This is a genomic window from Exiguobacterium sp. CH10, assembly GCF_018617635.1.
GTDB classification, from domain to species: domain Bacteria; phylum Bacillota; class Bacilli; order Exiguobacteriales; family Exiguobacteriaceae; genus Exiguobacterium; species Exiguobacterium aestuarii_A.
This window is the reverse complement of the sequence record NZ_JACSKO010000001.1, coordinates 1,248,230-1,263,276: the sequence shown is the minus strand read 5'-3', so window position 1 is coordinate 1,263,276 and position 15,047 is coordinate 1,248,230. Positions and strand designations below refer to the sequence as shown.

General features: G+C 46.5%; 15 protein-coding genes. 3 read left to right on the top strand and 12 right to left on the bottom strand.

All coding sequences use genetic code 11. From position 1 onward, the window contains the following. Positions 1–121 precede the first annotated feature (121 nt). From KNP04_RS06325 to KNP04_RS06295, 7 genes are all read right to left on the bottom strand, one after another. Complete coding sequence (locus KNP04_RS06325; protein ID WP_214875066.1) at positions 122–1,024, bottom strand: helix-turn-helix domain-containing protein; 903 nt, start codon at positions 1,022–1,024, stop codon at positions 122–124. Between the two features lie 83 nt (positions 1,025–1,107). Next, positions 1,108–1,989 carry a DJ-1/PfpI family protein gene (locus KNP04_RS06320; protein WP_214875065.1) on the bottom strand — a complete coding sequence of 294 codons (882 nt, stop codon included), beginning with the start codon at positions 1,987–1,989 and terminating at the stop codon, positions 1,108–1,110. Between the two features lie 15 nt (positions 1,990–2,004). Further along, positions 2,005–2,823, bottom strand: coding sequence for an SDR family oxidoreductase (locus KNP04_RS06315; protein WP_214875064.1), 819 nt, complete (start codon positions 2,821–2,823; stop codon positions 2,005–2,007). Between the two features lie 312 nt (positions 2,824–3,135). Further along, a complete protein-coding gene (kynB, locus tag KNP04_RS06310; RefSeq protein WP_214875063.1) occupies positions 3,136–3,756 on the bottom strand; it encodes an arylformamidase in 621 nt (206 codons plus the stop codon). Between the two features lie 15 nt (positions 3,757–3,771). Further along, positions 3,772–4,611, bottom strand: coding sequence for a tryptophan 2,3-dioxygenase (kynA, locus tag KNP04_RS06305; protein ID WP_074035540.1), 840 nt, complete (start codon positions 4,609–4,611; stop codon positions 3,772–3,774). Between the two features lie 12 nt (positions 4,612–4,623). Then, positions 4,624–5,898 carry a kynureninase gene (gene kynU / locus KNP04_RS06300; protein ID WP_214875062.1) on the bottom strand — a complete coding sequence of 425 codons (1,275 nt, stop codon included), beginning with the start codon at positions 5,896–5,898 and terminating at the stop codon, positions 4,624–4,626. Between the two features lie 138 nt (positions 5,899–6,036). Beyond that, positions 6,037–7,551 carry a glycine betaine uptake BCCT transporter gene (locus KNP04_RS06295; RefSeq protein ID WP_214875061.1) on the bottom strand — a complete coding sequence of 505 codons (1,515 nt, stop codon included), beginning with the start codon at positions 7,549–7,551 and terminating at the stop codon, positions 6,037–6,039. Between the two features lie 133 nt (positions 7,552–7,684). On the opposite strand from KNP04_RS06295, the gene KNP04_RS06290 reads away from it, so the two are divergent. Beyond that, entirely contained in the window at positions 7,685–8,533 is an 849-nt protein-coding gene (locus tag KNP04_RS06290; protein ID WP_214875060.1) for a Cof-type HAD-IIB family hydrolase, read from the top strand. 567 nt (positions 8,534–9,100) lie between these two features. Beyond that, complete coding sequence (locus tag KNP04_RS06285; protein WP_198930028.1) at positions 9,101–9,265, top strand: hypothetical protein; 165 nt, start codon at positions 9,101–9,103, stop codon at positions 9,263–9,265. A 17-nt stretch (positions 9,266–9,282) separates the two neighbouring features. Here KNP04_RS06285 and abc-f read toward each other — a convergent pair whose 3' ends face one another. Next, entirely contained in the window at positions 9,283–11,127 is a 1,845-nt protein-coding gene (gene abc-f, locus KNP04_RS06280) for a ribosomal protection-like ABC-F family protein (RefSeq protein WP_214875059.1), read from the bottom strand. A 325-nt stretch (positions 11,128–11,452) separates the two neighbouring features. Between abc-f and KNP04_RS06275 the strand changes: the two genes are divergently transcribed. Then, entirely contained in the window at positions 11,453–12,352 is a 900-nt protein-coding gene (locus KNP04_RS06275) for a DMT family transporter (RefSeq protein WP_214875058.1), read from the top strand. Between the two features lie 43 nt (positions 12,353–12,395). Here the strand turns inward: KNP04_RS06275 and KNP04_RS06270 are convergent, their stop codons facing one another. From KNP04_RS06270 to KNP04_RS06255, 4 genes are all read right to left on the bottom strand, one after another. Next, positions 12,396–12,587 carry a hypothetical protein gene (locus KNP04_RS06270; RefSeq protein ID WP_214875057.1) on the bottom strand — a complete coding sequence of 64 codons (192 nt, stop codon included), beginning with the start codon at positions 12,585–12,587 and terminating at the stop codon, positions 12,396–12,398. A 13-nt stretch (positions 12,588–12,600) separates the two neighbouring features. Then, complete coding sequence (locus KNP04_RS06265; protein WP_214875056.1) at positions 12,601–13,506, bottom strand: Gfo/Idh/MocA family protein; 906 nt, start codon at positions 13,504–13,506, stop codon at positions 12,601–12,603. A 63-nt stretch (positions 13,507–13,569) separates the two neighbouring features. Further along, a complete protein-coding gene (locus tag KNP04_RS06260; protein WP_214875055.1) occupies positions 13,570–14,292 on the bottom strand; it encodes an anti-sigma factor in 723 nt (240 codons plus the stop codon). After that, the gene (locus KNP04_RS06255) at positions 14,289–14,849 is read right to left on the bottom strand and encodes an RNA polymerase sigma factor (protein ID WP_214875054.1); all 561 of its coding nucleotides are present in this window, start codon (positions 14,847–14,849) and stop codon (positions 14,289–14,291) included. Before KNP04_RS06255 ends, KNP04_RS06260 begins: the two co-directional genes overlap by 4 nt. Between the last annotated feature and the right edge of the window lie 198 nt (positions 14,850–15,047).

Sequence of the window (15,047 nt, the reverse complement as noted above, 5' to 3'; positions counted from 1 at the left end):
CATCACGTATGTCATCTATTTCGCCAAACGTTGGACTATCCCTGTCTAATCAAAAAAGAGACAGCCGATTCCGGCTATCTCATTAAGACATCTTGCTGATGGATTGATAAAAATTCTTCCATTAAATTAAACGATATTGAGACGGGGTCATTCCTGTCTTACTTTTAAAGAGTTTGCTAAAGTATTGTGGGTATTCGAAACCTAGCGCATAGGCAATTTCACTAACAGAACTTGAGGTACTCAGAAGTTCATTTTTTGCTCGGTCGATTAACATGTAATGAATGTGTTCTTGCGCAGTTTTGCCTGTCTCTTGCTTCAGCATATCAGACAAATAATCGGGAGACATGCCTACTTTATCAGCACACTGTTTTACAGTCGGAAGTCCCATATCACTAGCTTTACCTGAATCAAACCAATCTATAAGGTGAGCTTCGAATGTGGATACAAGATCACTATTGTGAGCTGTTCTGGTGATAAATTGTCGACTATAAAATCTTTGAGAATAATTAAATAGAAGCTCTAGTTGTGACACAATTACTTCTTTCGTGAAAACATCAATATTGTTCGAATATTCCTCACGAATTTGATGGACTAGTGCGCTAATGATGCTTTTTTCTTTTTCGGATAAGTGGAGGGCTTCATGAACGTCGTATTGAAAAAAGGTATACTCAGACATTTTTTTTGCCAATTTGCTGTGACGGATCAGTTCGGGGTGAAATATCAATGCCCATCCAGAAGAGGTTGTATCATCAGTACTACTCATTGCTTGGTTGGGCCCGACAAACATCATTGAACCTTCACTAAAATCGTAAGTGTTTCTACCATATTTCAACTGACCACAAGGAAAGTCTTTTACACTAATAATATAAAAGTCAAAAACTGCTAGTAAATCATTCTTCTCATTTGCAACTTCTTGAGGTTGAACATCCTCCCAATTGAAAATACTAATATGAGGATGTTGAGGAGGAGTTAGTCCGAGAAGCTTATGCATGTCACTTATTGATTCAATACGGACGGTATTCATAATCATTCTCCTATATGATTTATTCTTTCTTCAATTTACTTTAAGATTTTTAAAATGGCTCATAAATGGAAAGAATTATATTTTTACGATTGTGTCAGTTCCTCTAGTAAAGCTTTAGCCACTAATTTCCCAAGTTGGTCACAGGCTTTAGGACTATCCCCAGAGTAGAGTTTTCGATCGACATATACTGCTCCTTCAACTTTTTTATTAATGAAACTCAAACCTTGATTAGAAAGTTTTTCACCTTGGTACCAAGGTAGCTTTCCAGGTAGATATCCTAGTGAAGGTGATTGTCTGTCAACACTGTCTGGGAAAATAGCCATCTTATAGCCGCTGTATGGGTGAGACTCACTCGTATTTACGGATGCAGCCAATAGTGCAGTAGGACCGTGGCAAACAGTGACCATATAGCGATCAGATTGATGGATCCAACGTATTAGTGTCCCAACATGCTCATTTGTTGGTAAGCCGACCATTGAACCATGGCCACCTGGTAAAAAAAGCGCTACATAGGGGGAGTCATCGTTTAGGTCTCCACGGCTAATCATATCTTGAAGTGAAAGTGGTGTATCAAATTTCGATTTATTTTCTTTCATATATGTTAACACTGCATGATCTTTTCGTGGAATCGACCATTCTTCTAGTACTGCTGATAAACCTGTTGGTGTCACTACATCAAAATCAACCCCCGCATTCGTTAAATGCATCAATGGAACCGCAGTTTCTTGAACATTGTTTCCGGTAGAAAATAAAGAACCATTTTCCATTTTAAAGTAACGTTCTTCTGTACATAGCACTAATATTTTTTTATTCCCTTTATATTTACCAGCAATACTATCGTTATGCTTGTAGCCACTCTTTTTATCTACACCTAGCAGTAACCCAAGCGGTGAAGGAATAAATCCTCTACCATTTTTTTCTTTGGTCGGGGCAATACCTAATGCTCTCTTTATAACTGTTGCCATTATGACCCTCCTTGATTATAAGCCGTATGATTTTCTCATATACTCTACAAATTGCTCATCTGTATCGCTTGAGTATCGACTTTCCAATGTTGCTCTCGCGTCACTTCCAGAGATATATCGCAACTGATCGCTATCATCTGTTGCTGCTTCCCAAATAACATTTGCTACTTCTTCAGGGTTTTGATTTCTAGAAGTATCCATATTAGACATCGCCTCTATGAACGCCCCTACAAGTGGTTGGTACTCCTCTAAGTTTTCGTCATTTGAAAAAACAAAAGATCTTCCGCTGAAATCTGTATTCACACCGCCCGGTTCAATGATTTTAACGCGACCACCAAAAAGACGTACTTCAAAATGTAACGCCTCTGAAAGTCCTTCTACAGCCCATTTTGAACCATGGTATAGAGAACCGAAAGGGAAGGTCATTCGTCCCCCGATGGATGATACGTTTACAATCGTTCCACTTTTATTTTCTCGCATGATAGGTAGTACTTCTTTAATGACTTCTGCTAATCCAAATAGATTTACATCAAATTGTCTTCTTAATACATCCATCGGTGTAGCTTCTAGAGGACCGTAAGCGCCATAACCTGCATTGTTAATCAAAACATCTATTTTTCCAAAATGTTCTATTGTTTGTTGGACCGCACTTTTAATTGTTTCTGAATCGAGTAAATCAAGCTTTGTGACAAGAACACGATCTCCTTTAAGATCAGCACCATCTTGTGTGTTTCGCATTGTAGCAACTACATTCCAGCCTTCTGCCTTGAACCGCTTTGCCGTCGCTTTCCCAATACCGCTTGACGCACCTGTAATAAACACAGTTTGTTTCATATAAATCCTCCTTAAAAAAAATTAAATTAAAATTCATTTCATAAAATATTTTTAAGATTGATATTTATTTATATTATAATTCGGGAAAAAGTACGGGGTCTTATACGAATCTGATGAACTTCAATACAAATCCGGAATGTTAAATTATTTTCTGAACACGGTCTCGACTCTGTATTTTGAATACCGTATACATTTTGAGTTTTATGTACAACAAAAAGACGTTAATTCTCGAAAAAATAAAGAGAATCAACGTCTTTTGAAAATATTGAAATTACTTTTATCCCCATTTTCGTGCTAGTCCAAAAAACTTATTTACATGGGGCGAAGCAGTGCACGAACGGGGCTTCCGTCACCTTCGACGATTGGTAGAGGGACGGCATTCAAGTCATAATCTCCAGGCAAAATATCGTCTAGGACGAGCCCTTCTAATATATGGACACCGTTTCGTGTTAACGCATGATGGGCACCCATCTCTTTACTGTCAATCGCATCAACAGATGGCAAGTCGAGTCCGATTAAAAAGATTCCGAGTTCTCCGAGACGATTGGCAAGAGACGGCGTCAGTTCAGGAATCGTCTCTGGGAAGACGCTCTTATCTGGCCAACCATCCGTCTTCAAAATGAGGCGTTCGACCCCGGTCAAGTCATGACCGTCCAAGTCAGACGCTTCAATTTTTGACTTATGTGGCATATGAATGACACGGGCTGGACCGATATAGAGGGAAGGGTCGAGGTCGATGACACGCTTCCCGTGGTCGTCAAAGTGAAATGGGGCATCGATATGCGTCCCGACATGTAAACTCATCGTCACTTTCCCGACATTCACTGAACCGCTCTGTGCCATCGGCCAAGCGATCTCATACGAAAACTTCGTGTCTCCCGGCCATGTCGTCACATCGGCATGAAGCGGTTGGGATACATCAATCCATGTCATTTCGTTCAGCTCCTCTTATAATGATGTTCGGACCGTCCAAAGCTCTGGGAAGAAACGATGATCGAGCACGCGGCGCAAGTAGTTCACACCGGACGAGCCCCCTGTTCCCATCTTCTGTCCGATGATGCGTTCTACGGTACTCATATGGTTGAAGCGCCACATCTGTTGCTGGCTCCCGATATCGAGTAGTTTTTCACCGAGCTCATACAAATCCCAATACGTGTCGACATCGCGATAGACCTCGACCCATGCCTTCTCGACACTCTCGTTCCATTCCCAGTCCTGCGTGACATCTCGTTCGAGCACGCTCGCATCAATCGGAAGACCACGGCGATGCATCTCACGGACGGTCACGTCATAAATGCTAGGTGCTTGAAGCGACCCTTCGAGCAGCGGATATAGTTTTTCATCATGCGCATAGACACTGAGCGTTCGTGCGTTTTTGAAGCCGAGCGCGAATTCAATCTGTCGGTTTTGATAAGACTGAAAACCAGATGAAGAGCCGAGTTGGTCTCGGAACTCTAAATACTCGGCCGGTGTCAATGTCGCGAGGACGCCCCATGACTGGATGAGTTGCTGCTGAATCTTCGAAACGCGAGCGAGCATCTTGAATGAGCGCTCGAGCTCCCCGTTCGTGATGGCCGTCGTGGCTGCCGTCAATTCATGCAAGATGAGCTTCATCCACAACTCGCTCGTCTGATGGATGATGATAAAGAGCATCTCATCGTGATGGTCGGAAAGGCGATGCTGGCTCGATAATATCGGGTCGAGCTGGAGGTAGTCCCCGTACGACATATCTTTAGAGAAGTCGGTTTGAATCGTTTTTTCCACTTTATGTTCCATACGTTCACTCATGACAGTTCCCCCTTATGCGACCACTTCGCGGACGTTCTCGAACGCCTCATATTCTTTGTCATCCATGATTTTTTTCAACGTCACGATTACGTCATACACGTCGGTAAACGTGTTATACAATGCGACCGGTGCGAGACGGATGATGTTCGGTGCCCGGAAGTCAGGGATGATGTGATGTTTTTTCAATGCTTTACAGATGCGTGCCGCCTCAGGGTGCTCGAGGCTCAAGTGGGCACCGCGTTGACGTGTGTCTGTCGGGCTTCCGATGAAGAACCCGTGTGGTGCAAGCATGTCTTCAATCAACTCCATCATATATGTCGTGAGCGAGAGTGATTTTTGACGAATTGCTTCCATTCCGACCTCGTTAAACATCTCGAGGGCACCAAGCTGCGGAGCGAGGCTCATGACATGTGGCGTCCCGATTTGGAAAGCACCGGCATGTTCAGCCGGTGTCATCGTATGGTCCATATCGAACTGTTTGTCTTTGCGTGAACCGAACCATCCGGCGAGTCCCGGTGTCGTACCGAAGTGACGTTCATGTACGAACAAGCCGCCGACCGTTCCCGGACCACCGTTCAAATGTTTGTAGTTGCACCAGTAAGCAAAGTCGACACCCCAGTCGTGGAAGTCGTGAGGAATGGCACCGACGGAATGACAAGCATCGAATCCAATTAAAATACCGCGCTCATGCGCCGCTTTCGCCAGACGAGGCATATCTAAAATCTGACCGCTCCGATAGAGGACAGTCGGCAACACGATCAGGGCGATCTCGTCGGTCATCGCAGCAATCAAGTCGTCTTCTACTAAGAAGCGCCCATCCGGACTGTCGACTTGAACGAGGTGTTCAGAAGGGTCGAGTCCACGTAGTTCGAGCTGACTCTTCAAAGCATAAATGTCAGACGGGAATGTGAGGGCGTCTGCTAAAATTTTCGTGCGTTTTCCTTCTGGTTTAAAGAACGAAGCAACGAGTTGATGCAAGTTCACTGTCGTCGAACCGGTGACCATCACTTCTTCTGGCTTTCCACCGATGAGCGGCGCATTCAGTGCGGCCAACTCTTCGGACAAGTTGAACCAAGGGTGACGACCGGACATCCAGCCGTCAATCCCGAGCTCTTTCCAGTCCGCAAGCGATTCAAGGAGTGTGCGCTCGGCTCGTTTCGATAAGAGACCGAGTGAATTCCCATCCATATAAATCCCGTCTTCCGGTAAATAAAATTCTTCCCGATACGATGCGAGCGGGTCTTGTTTGTCTAGTTGTTGTGCGTAGGCACGTGTGAAATCGTTCATATCCCCATTTCCCCCTTCATGCTGTGTACGTTGTCAAAATCGTAGCAATCGGTCATGAGGAAGTCAACAAACAACGAGGTGTCGGCGAGTCAAACTAAAAAACGCTCAAGCGTAATCTTGAGCGTTTAGGAGTGTAGCTTATTTTATTTTTCGAACATTCTCTTGTCGGAGTAACTTGAATAGTGTGAAGACCATCAACAAAAGGATGATGGTAAACGGCAAGGCGGAAATCAACGATGCGGTTTGAAGTCCTTCTAAGCCGCTCGCGATCAACAGGACGGCGGCGATTCCTCCTAACAGAACACCCCAGGCGATTCGAACGGGGAGAGGAGGATTCAAGCTACCGTTTGTCGTCATGCTGCTGATGATATAGGTAGCAGAATCGGCCGACGTGATCAAGAACGTCAAAATCAAGAGAATCGACAACACTGAAAGAATGAAACTGAACGGAAGCTCGGCAAACGTTACAAACAACGCGCTCGTCACGTCCGCATTGACGGCTTCGGCGATAGAAGTCCCTTCGAACAAGTCTAAATGGAGGGCAGTGCCGCCAAACACGGCAATCCATAAGAGTGCGATGAACGGAGGAACGATGAGGACGCCGACGATGAACTCGCGAATGGTGCGTCCTCGTGAGACACGTGCGACGAACGCTCCAACGAACGGTGACCAGGCGATGGCCCACGCCCAGTAAAAGATGGTCCAATCTCGGACCCACGTCCCTTGCTGATACGGTTGTAAACGTAGACTATAGCGAATGAAATTTTGTAAGTAGTCACCTAAGCCAAGGGTGAGAGTCTCTAGGATGAAGATGGTTGGACCGGCAAAGAAGACAAACACCATCAACACGAGTGCGGTCCCTAAATTAATGTTACTCAACCACTTGATGCCGCGATCGAGCCCTGTCGTGGTCGATGTTAAAAAGAGGGCGGTCAAGACGACGATGATGGCGACTTGCATCCAAGCGGTGTTCGGGAGCCCGAATACACTGTTCAGTCCGCCATTGATTTGAAGAACGCCTAAACCAAGTGACGTCGCGACACCCATGACAGTGGCGATGACCGCTAAAATATCAATCGTCTGATTCAACGGTTGTTTGTACGGTCGCTCTTTTATAAGCGGTGAAAGGCTAGTCGAGATGAGTCCGTCCGCATTACGACGGAACTGGAAGTAGGCGATGATCAGTCCGACAATCGCAAAGACGGACCATTGACTGACACCCCAATGGAAGAACGAATAGGCCATCGCAAGACGTGCTCCCTCAACCGTCAGTGCCTCCGTATCCGCGTATGGTGGCGTGAAGAAATGGCTCATCGGCTCGGCAACACCCCAAAAAACGAGTCCGACACCGAATCCAGCGGAGAATAACATACCAATCCAAGTGAAGAACGGGTATTGGGGACGGTCGTCATCTTTCCCGAGACGGATTTTTCCGTATTTACTAAACGCTAAAAAGATTAAAAAGAGCACAAACAAGAAGACGGACAGTAAATAAAACCAACCAAACGAGCGAGTCGTAAAGTCAAAAATAGCTCCTGCGATTGAAGCAAACGTGGTTGGAGCGATGGCTCCGAATAGAACGAGTAAGGCGATTAAACTTGCTGAAATGTAAAAGACGCGATTCAAACGTGGCTTTTGTGTAGAATCTTTCATAGATGTCTCCTTTCAAAAAATATTATGTAACCCTAATAAACTGTTCCCTAATCTCCACATTGCAAACAGGAGGTGCGTTTCATCGTGTTTTACATACTTGAATCGGGAAAAGAACCAAAGAGGAGGGAATGCTATGAAATTGATTGCGATTGATTTAGACGGAACGCTGTTATCGCGCACGGGTGTGATTACAGAGGCGAACCAGGAGGCGATTCGTCGTCGACAAGAAAATGGTGATATCGTCGCCATTTGTTCAGGACGCTCCATCCATGATATCGAGGAGTTGCTGAAACGGAGTGACCTCGTCTGTCCGATTTTGTCAGGTAACGGAGCGATTGGGTTTTATGAGAACGAGCGAATTTACTATCATTCGATGGACCAAGCAGTTGTAGATGAGCTATGGGAGATTGCGAAAGCGGACGATGCGTACGTCGAATTTTATACGAATGCAGGCGTGAAAGTGCTTCGTTCAGGAAGCGATTTATTGAAGCGGGAACTCGATGAAGTGTTGCCGCACGATCAATCGTTCACTCGCGAGTGGGCAGAACGTGAGATTGAAATTCAAAATGAACAGTTTGGTCTGACGTACATGGACTCGATGGCAGACATCGACTTTGCACGAGATGAAGTGTACAAGGTGTTTGTCTACTCGTTCGATCGCCAAAAGCTACATCGCTTGCGCAAAGTTTATGAACCACGGAACGACATTTTGATTACGACAGCGGGTTGGACAAAAATTGAGATTGGACATCCTCATGCGAGTAAAGGAGCGGCGCTAAAACAGCTAGCAGAGCATTATCAGATTTCGATTCGTGATGTCGTTGCCATCGGAGACAATTTGAATGACGTGTCGATGTTTGAAGTAGCAGAGACAAGAATTGCGATGGGGAATGCCGTGGACCCGCTAAAAGATTTGAGCACGCATATTACTAAAGATGTGGAAGAGGACGGGGTCGCTTACGCGCTGACGCATTATGTATGAATCGGATTATGGAGAAATCGTGAACGAGGATTGAATCTCACTTAAAACGGATATTGTATACATGTAACCATTCACTTTCTAAAATGAGTCGGGGAACGGGGAGGCACTTTCGTCACCTGTCGCTTATGGATGGAAGGGATGGGAAAAGTCCATATGAGCGTGAATCGTGTATTCCAAACGATGATGCGTCGGCCTCTGCTTGTCATACGAGCAAGCATACCAGACAGACTGTTTGTATATGGAATTCCACATGATCCGCGTCAGTTGTGGACAGTATAGGTGCCAAGTCTATCGTGCCCATTCAATCCAAATGTCTACGAGTCACCTGTTCGATTTCATGTTATGTCATGAAAAACAATTGGTGAACCAATAGACAATGAACCGATTCGAATGATGCGTCACGCTGGCTTGGACATCTCTAGTCGAACCAAATCATAGATGGGACGGTCAATCGAGCGGGGCTTGATTGGATGAAAGTCCGGGGACTAGAGAATCAAGAAAAGCGCCGAGTGAGGGCGCTTTTCTTATGGTATCCTATTGGATGAATGCGACCGATGGAGGGATCATATGCCAAAGCTATATTGGTTGGGGACGTTCCTTAGTGGAATGATTCTTTTGACCACGGGAACGACGGAAGGTCTTTACCGTATACTCCCGATTGGGTTGATGGCCATCGCGGTCATTGGCTATCTCATACAGACTCGATTTGAGCAAAAGAAGCGGCGCCCTTGATGGGGTGCCGCTTCTCTTTATAGGGATTCGAGTAAACGTGTCATCACGTCATCGATTTCGATTTGCAGTGCATCAACTTGTTGTTGTAGCACCATCAATTCATCGAGGTCATCCAATTCATTCATTCGTTGGAGCAGTGCCTGATGTTCTGCCTCTAATCGGGTCAGGTGAGCTTCCTCGTCAATCGTAGATGGAGTAGATTTCGTCTGCTTCACCGATTTCGATGGTTTAACGTGTTCCGTAATAGGTTCCTCTTTCGATTCCTGTCCACGTTTGTCGAGGGCATAAGCGACATTACCTTCAAACCGCGTCATCGTCCCGTCGAGCCAATACGTGATGGGGAACAATTTATTTAAGAAGTAGCGGTCATGGGAGACAGTAACGACCGTTCCAGGGAAACGTTCGAGCGCTTCTTCAAGTGCCTCTCTCGATTCGATATCAAGGTGGTTTGTCGGCTCGTCTAAGACGAGGACATTGATTTCTTCATGAACGAGAATCGCAAGCATGAGGCGCATCTTCTCACCGCCGCTCAAATTTGAGACGGGTTTAAATACGCTTGGACCATAAAATAAAAACTGAGCAAGGAGATATCTCGCTTTTCCTTCATCGACCGCGATTCGGTCTCGGAACGCTTCAATCAACCGATGCGACTCATCGAAGGTGATGTGTTGTGATAGATAACCGATTTTGGCTTGGTCAGCTCGCTTTACGGTTCCGGCTTGCGGCACGACTTGACCGAGCAATATCTTTAACAGCGAAGACTTCCCGCTCCCATTCGGTCCGACGATGGCGACGCGTTCTCCATGCCCCGTGTAAAAATGCACGTCTTCAAATAGAGGACGATCATAGGCGAGTGTCACGTCACTCACTTCGAAGACGTCACGTCCCGTTCGTCCGTTCGTCGTGAAGTGGATGTTCGGTTGGTCGGCTTCGAGTTGTGGTTTCTTGATCCGCTCGATTCGTTCAAGAGCCTTTTCCATCGATTTGGCGCGACGATAGAACTTTTCATTCGGTGGATGGCCTTCGTTGGCCCATTGCCGTAACTGCCGAATCGTTTCTTTCATCTTTTTAATCTTCTTTTGTTGCTCGGTATAGGCATGGAACTGATCGAGCAATTGTTTTTCTTTTTGAGCGACGAAATCGGTATAGTTTCCGGGATAACTCGTCAACTCGCCGTCTTCACACTCGACGATTCGCGTGGCGACCGCATCCAAGAAAACCCGGTCGTGGGACACAATCAGGAGCGCTGAATCGTAATCCTGTAAATAGGATTCGAGCCACGTCATCGCTTCTAAATCCAAATGGTTCGTCGGTTCATCCAAAATGAGTAGCTCTGGCTCTTGAAGAAGCGCCAAGGCGAGACCGATTTTTGTACGTTCCCCGCCGCTCAACGTATCGAACGGTTGGTCCACGAATGAGGTCAGCTTCAACCCGTCAATCATCGCACTGATTTTTGACTCGTAGACGTAGCCGCCCGCATGTTCGAATTGCGCTTGGACCGTCCCGTATGTTTCGAGAAGACGTTCGAGCTGTTCGGTCGTCGACATCTCTTCCTCGAGGCGAGACATCTTCTCGCGAAGGCGAAGGACTTCCTCGAAGGCGGTCTGAAGGACATCGCGTCCACTGTTTCCGGGATAGTCGGGAAGTTGGACCAAATAGCCGATAGAGAGTCGTTGCCGACGGTAAATTGTTCCGGTGTCATGCTCTTCAGAGCCGACGATCATGCGTAACAGTGTTGTTTTACCGCTGCCGTTCCGACCGACGAGCCCAACTCGTTCGTTTTCATTGATCATTAAGTTCGCATCTGTGAGAACGGCGTGACCACCGTATTGTTTTTGAATGTGTTGTAAATCGATTAACATAATAGGTTCCTCCTGAGATCAGGGCCTATCAAAAAAACCGAGCGCAAAGAAGCGCTCGGTTTAGAGAGAGAGGCGCTTTGTCGTATATTCAGCAATGTCTAAAAAAGGACAGACGGGTCCCTTGATTAAGCGACATCGTGAAAAATCGCACGCAAAATGTACAAATGTTCAGTTGTCCAATGCGTACGGTCGACAAATTTCACCTTTCTCCCTCCTTTCATTCATCTATGTCTTGATTGTAAGCGTTTTTCTTGAGACTGACAATGAAAATAAAGGAAATGGACACAAGGACGTCGTATATAGTCGCCATTGAGGAGGCGAGAGCATGAGGAAAGAATGGCTAGGAGCACTCAGTTTGACACTTGCGGCGAGTATATGGGGCGGGATGTATGTGGTCAGTAAGTATGCGCTCGCTTATATTGAACCGTTCACGTTTGTCTGGTTACGATATGCCGTTGCATTTATGGTCCTATTCGTCGTCTGGCTTCGGTTTGGACGGGAGCGGATTCGGCGGACAGATTGGAAATGGATTGGACTCGTCGGTGTCATCGGGTACGTCGCTTCGATTTCGTTTCAATTTATCGGAACGAAGCTATCGGATGCGCATACCGGATCTCTCGTGACCGCAGCGACGCCAGCGTTCATGGTCTTATTCGCTCGAATCCTATTGAAGGAGCGATTGACTCCAGTCAAAGTAGGAGCGCTCGGACTGGCGACGGTTGGTGTTCTCATTGTGGTCGGTTGGGAAGGGGAAGGGACGTATCGCGTAGGTAGTTTTATACTCGTATTAGCCGCCGTGACGTGGGCGCTCATGTCGATTTACGTAAAAATCGGGACACAGACCTTATCGACGTTGACACTGACGACGTTTGCGATTGGAGTCGCCTGGTTGTTGATGACCCCTTTGATGAGTATAGAGGTCATGCAAAACGGCTTTCCAGAATTGAATGGTGTTCTTTGGCTCAGTGTCCTATATATCGGTGTCGTGTCGACGGCAGGGGCGTTCTTCTTTTGGAACAAAGGGCTTGAGTTGATGGATGCGAGTGTCGGGTCACTCTTTTTCTTCTTCCAGCCTTTGGTTGGAGGGACGCTCGGATGGCTCGTCTTGAATGAGACGCTTCATCTGAATTTCTTTATCGGTGCCGGTTGTATCATGACGGCCGTGACGTGGTCGACGCTCGCCGAGCGGCGACAACAACTGCCCGTTTCAGAGCGAAATCTTTGACGACAAAACGGTCGCCCTCATGTTTAGAGGGCGACCGTTTTTATTAAAATCCATGATGCTCGAGCTTGTCTTGTTCGCGTTTCATTTCAAGTTGAAGACGTTGGATGGCGAGCTTCTCTTCTTCAATTTTTAGGCGACGCTCTTCGACACGAGCTTCTCTCGTTTTGATAATCGTATTTGCACCGACCGACGAAACGACGATTACCATGACCATGATGTAGAAAAAGAAATCCATGTGTATTCCTCCTTTATGTGAATAAATTCGCAACAAGTCGCTGTGTCTCTAGCGCAACACGACCGTCTGTTTGAATGGGTGTATCATCGATGAGGGCTGAAATGAAGTGATCGATTGCTCCTTGGAAACCACGTTGGTTGAGTGTCGAGTCCCACGATCCGAACGCCTCCACTTCATGTCGTCCATCGTTGAAGCGATGTAGCGTGACCATCTCGTCGACGGATAGTCGTTCTCCATTACGGACGATAGAGACATGCTCATGGTTCGCTCCGGCCGAGCGATGCATCGATGTCGTATGCATCCCGTGCTCGTCTTGCCATACATGACGGGCGAAGCGAAGTTCTTGCTTGTCATTGACCTCGAGTTGACCTGATACGAGTCGAAGCTCGTTTCCGGCGAGGAAACGTAACGTGTCAACGACATGCAAATAATCGTCGAGAAGGGTGAACATCGCATCCCGTGGACCGACATCGTTCTCCCGATGTTTCACCACATCGATCATATGTGAGGGTGATTCTTGTTTAAGACATCTATACATCGGGGCAAAGCGTCGATTGAACCCGACCATCAATTTGCGGCCGAGCCGCTCGGCTTGCTCGACTAGTTGTTCCGCATCATCTAATGTTGCGGCGAGCGGCTTATCCACGTAAACGTCGACCCCGCGTTCTAGTAAATACGAGATAACGTCATAATGGGTTTCAGTCGAACTATGTACGAATGCCGCATCGACCGATGAGGCGAGTTCCTCCAACGTGACGAACGAGGTCATCCGATACGTTTGGCAAATCTTTTCCCGCTTCGATGTGTTCGGAGAAAATGCACCGATTACATCAATTAGGGTGTGGTTCGCAAGGATTGGTAAATACGCTTTTTGAGCGATGTTTCCGAGTCCGACGATCCCGATTTTAGGTTTTTGCATCCCATTCACTCCTTTGGTCCATCATAACAAAAAACCGGACAGCAGATGCGTCCGGTTAGGGAATTATAAACTTGCGCTTAAGACGATTTCACCTTCTGGCGTCTCGTTGCCACGATTCGGTTCTTTTGTGACGGCGACCGTATCCCAGTCGACGTCGACTTCATCTGAGTCGAGCGTATAGATGACCGTCCCGTTGCCCTTATCGTCTGTGACGAAGGCGCCGGTCGGAATCGGGGCATTATCTTTTAACAGCCACACTTGGTACACTTCATTGTCGTCGAGTGAGGCTAAGCCGTTCGTTTGAACGATCAATTGTGTTGTACCATCCTGTTCTGCAAGATAAGCGGTTCCTTCAGACTCACCTTCAAGTGGAATCGATTCGGTCAGTGCGATGCCAGGTGAATCGGATTGATTGGTAAGCAGATACCCGTTTCCAATCAAAGAGAGCAGGAGCGCCGCTGCGAGCGTAACCATTCCCCAGACAGGTACTTTCCGTTCTCGTTTCTGTTTGAAAGGCGTGACGGGTGGAACAGATTCGGATGTCACGGACGATGTCACGGGTTCATTGTCTTCTTCTTCGAATACACGATCGAGGACACGTGCTTTCATGCCTCGGGGTGGTTCAATCGGAGTAGACAAGAACGCGACGCCACCGACAAGTGCTTCGAGTTGCTCGAGCTCTTCTTGACAATCTTTACACGATGCTAAGTGTTGTTCGAATTTCTCTCGTTCATCTTCCGATAGATGTTGGTTGAAATAGTCAATCAATTGGTCGCATGCGTTCATTGTTCTACCTCCTTTCCGATGAATTCATGGGATAACTGTTTCCTCAGTTGCTTCAGCGCCAGTCGAATCCTTCCTTTCACTGTACCAAGCGGGATGCCACATGCATCAGCAATCTTTTGCTGACTTAACCCTTGGAAGTACATGAGTCGGACGACTTGCTGTTGTTCGGCCGGCAGTGTCGCCATGGCCGTCTCGATTTGAGCGCGTTCTTCTTGCCACTCCACTTCTTTTTCAACGGATGGTGACTCAGAAGGAATGGCCTCGGCGTACGATTCGTCTAGTTGTAAATCAGGTTTACGCTTGCGGATCAAGTCGATGGCCACGTGACGGCTCATTGTAAAAAGCCATGATCTGAACTTGCCTTTCGAATCATCATAGATTCCGCCGCCACGCCACAGTTTGATAAATACTTCCTGCATGGCTTCTTCAGCTAAGTCACGATCCTTTGTCAGCTGTAGGACAAAAGCGTATAAAATTCGTTCATACCGATCATACAATAATTCGAGCGCTTCTTTGTCTTTTTGCCTGACACGCTCATATAACTCTAAATCAGTCATAACATACTCCTTTGCGCAGAAGGGATGTCCCTTGTATTGATCTAACGTACAAAACAGAAAAATGGATGACTATTTTGTGTGACTATTTATTGAACATGATGATGACTGGACTGGAAGCTTTGTATAAATGAACAAGCGTAATTTTTCTGAAAGGATATAGGCAATGACACTTAACACAATGGATGTCATTAGCATCAA

Coding starts and splice junctions, on each gene's coding strand:
- KNP04_RS06265 (WP_214875056.1), bottom strand. CDS start 13,506: ATGCAAAAACCTAAAATCGGGATCGTCGGACTCGGAAACATCGCTCAA.
- KNP04_RS06275 (WP_214875058.1), top strand. CDS start 11,453: ATGAGGAAAGAATGGCTAGGAGCACTCAGTTTGACACTTGCGGCGAGT.
- KNP04_RS06320 (WP_214875065.1), bottom strand. CDS start 1,989: ATGGCAACAGTTATAAAGAGAGCATTAGGTATTGCCCCGACCAAAGAA.
- KNP04_RS06285 (WP_198930028.1), top strand. CDS start 9,101: ATGCCAAAGCTATATTGGTTGGGGACGTTCCTTAGTGGAATGATTCTT.
- KNP04_RS06290 (WP_214875060.1), top strand. CDS start 7,685: ATGAAATTGATTGCGATTGATTTAGACGGAACGCTGTTATCGCGCACG.
- KNP04_RS06260 (WP_214875055.1), bottom strand. CDS start 14,292: ATGAACGCATGCGACCAATTGATTGACTATTTCAACCAACATCTATCG.
- KNP04_RS06315 (WP_214875064.1), bottom strand. CDS start 2,823: ATGAAACAAACTGTGTTTATTACAGGTGCGTCAAGCGGTATTGGGAAA.
- KNP04_RS06295 (WP_214875061.1), bottom strand. CDS start 7,551: ATGAAAGATTCTACACAAAAGCCACGTTTGAATCGCGTCTTTTACATT.
- abc-f (WP_214875059.1), bottom strand. CDS start 11,127: ATGTTAATCGATTTACAACACATTCAAAAACAATACGGTGGTCACGCC.
- KNP04_RS06270 (WP_214875057.1), bottom strand. CDS start 12,587: ATGGATTTCTTTTTCTACATCATGGTCATGGTAATCGTCGTTTCGTCG.
- kynA (WP_074035540.1), bottom strand. CDS start 4,611: ATGAGTGAACGTATGGAACATAAAGTGGAAAAAACGATTCAAACCGAC.
- kynB (WP_214875063.1), bottom strand. CDS start 3,756: ATGACATGGATTGATGTATCCCAACCGCTTCATGCCGATGTGACGACA.
- KNP04_RS06325 (WP_214875066.1), bottom strand. CDS start 1,024: ATGAATACCGTCCGTATTGAATCAATAAGTGACATGCATAAGCTTCTC.
- kynU (WP_214875062.1), bottom strand. CDS start 5,898: ATGAACGATTTCACACGTGCCTACGCACAACAACTAGACAAACAAGAC.
- KNP04_RS06255 (WP_214875054.1), bottom strand. CDS start 14,849: ATGACTGATTTAGAGTTATATGAGCGTGTCAGGCAAAAAGACAAAGAA.